The 1,385-nt window shown below is 67.7% G+C and carries 2 protein-coding genes; both read left to right on the top strand.

Annotated elements, in window-relative coordinates; translation table 11 throughout:
- The coding region (locus NS1_RS38460) for a creatininase family protein (RefSeq protein WP_169812897.1) at positions 1 to 382 on the top strand (382 nt) is incomplete at its 5' end.
- A 5-nt stretch (positions 383 to 387) separates the two neighbouring features.
- On the top strand, positions 388 to 1,385 hold a 998-nt coding region (locus tag NS1_RS38455; protein WP_084504820.1), incomplete at its 3' end, for an arylsulfotransferase family protein.

The raw sequence follows: 1,385 nt of genomic DNA, 5'->3' as shown, positions 1-1,385 counted from the left end.
CGCACACCCCGGCACCCAGGTCATGATCGTGCAATGGTGGGACGTCGTCGGTGAAGGATTCCGCAACGCCCTCGCCACGGAAACAGGGGTCGCCCGCGGCGATGACCACCACGCGGGAATGGTCGAATCCAGCCTGGTCATGCACGTCGCACCCGACACGACCCGCCCCGAACTCATCGATACCGACTCGACGGGGCTAGGAGCGCGTCGGTTCAGCTACGACGTGTTCCCGCTGCCCGCCGACGCCGCGACACCGTCGGGCATCGTCTACACCGCCCACACTGCCAGCGCCGAGATCGGCGTCCGGGTCGCCGACCAGGTCGCGCTCGAGATGGCGGCCGCGGTGCGGCTCGAATTCGGCATCGATACGGCGGGAGCGTGATCACGATGCTCGCACCCGACACACACTTCCTGTTCTCCCCGTCGGCGACCTATCCGAACCCGGTGGCGTGCCTGATCAACCGCGACGCCGAGATCGTCCACGCGTGGAGCAGCGATCTCGACCAACCCGACCCCTCGACCGCGCCACCGGGGTACCTGCGTGGATGGAACCACGTCGAACTCGGCGCCGACGGCGCCTTATATGCCACGGTGCCGTTGCACTCGCTGTTGAAGCTGGCGCCGGATTCCTCGCTGATCTGGCGGGCCGAGCTACCCGTCCACCACGACCTCGACATCACCCACACCGGTCAGGTCTTTGTCCTCACCGAGCAACCCCGTCTCCTCGGCGGGCCCGGCGATCCGTTCGTCCTGCTCGACAACTCGATCACCGTCCTCGACGACGTCACCGGCGCGACCACCGCGACCCACTCGCTGTTCGACCTGCTGATGAGCGACGCCAATCTGTCGGTGGTGATCGCCAGCCATATCGACCGCCGTCGCCGATCCCCGCACCACCACGCGGCCCGAGCGATCTATCACGACCTCGCCTGCGCCGGTTCGGTCCAACCGGGGCGTGACGCATCCCGGCTGCTGCGTGACGTACCGGGTTCTCCGGCAGATCTTCTGCACGCCAACACCATCGAGGTATTGCGGGCGCATCCGGCCGGGTTGTGGAGCGTGGGCGATGTGCTGGTCTCGATGCGCGAGCTCGACACCATCGTGGTCGTGGACCTGTCCGGCAACCGGGTGCGGTGGTGGTGGGGTCCCGGCGAGCTGTCGGGCCAACACCAGCCGACGATGCTGGCAGACGGGCACCTACTGGTGTTCGACAACGGCCAACGCCGCGGGTTCTCCCGCGTCGTCGAGGTTGATCCAATACGGCATGCGATCAGCTGGCAGCACCTCGCCGACCCGGCACGGAACCTGTTCTGTGCCGTGGCCGGCGGCGCCGAACCGCTCGCGGGCGGCAGCATCCTGATCAGCGACGCCCAAGCAGGTCAGGC

Origin of the sequence: Nocardia salmonicida NBRC 13393, from assembly GCF_001613085.1 — a bacterium.
Lineage (GTDB): Bacteria > Actinomycetota > Actinomycetes > Mycobacteriales > Mycobacteriaceae > Nocardia > Nocardia salmonicida.
Note: the sequence above shows the minus strand (reverse complement) of the source record. Positions and strands in the feature narration are given on the sequence as shown.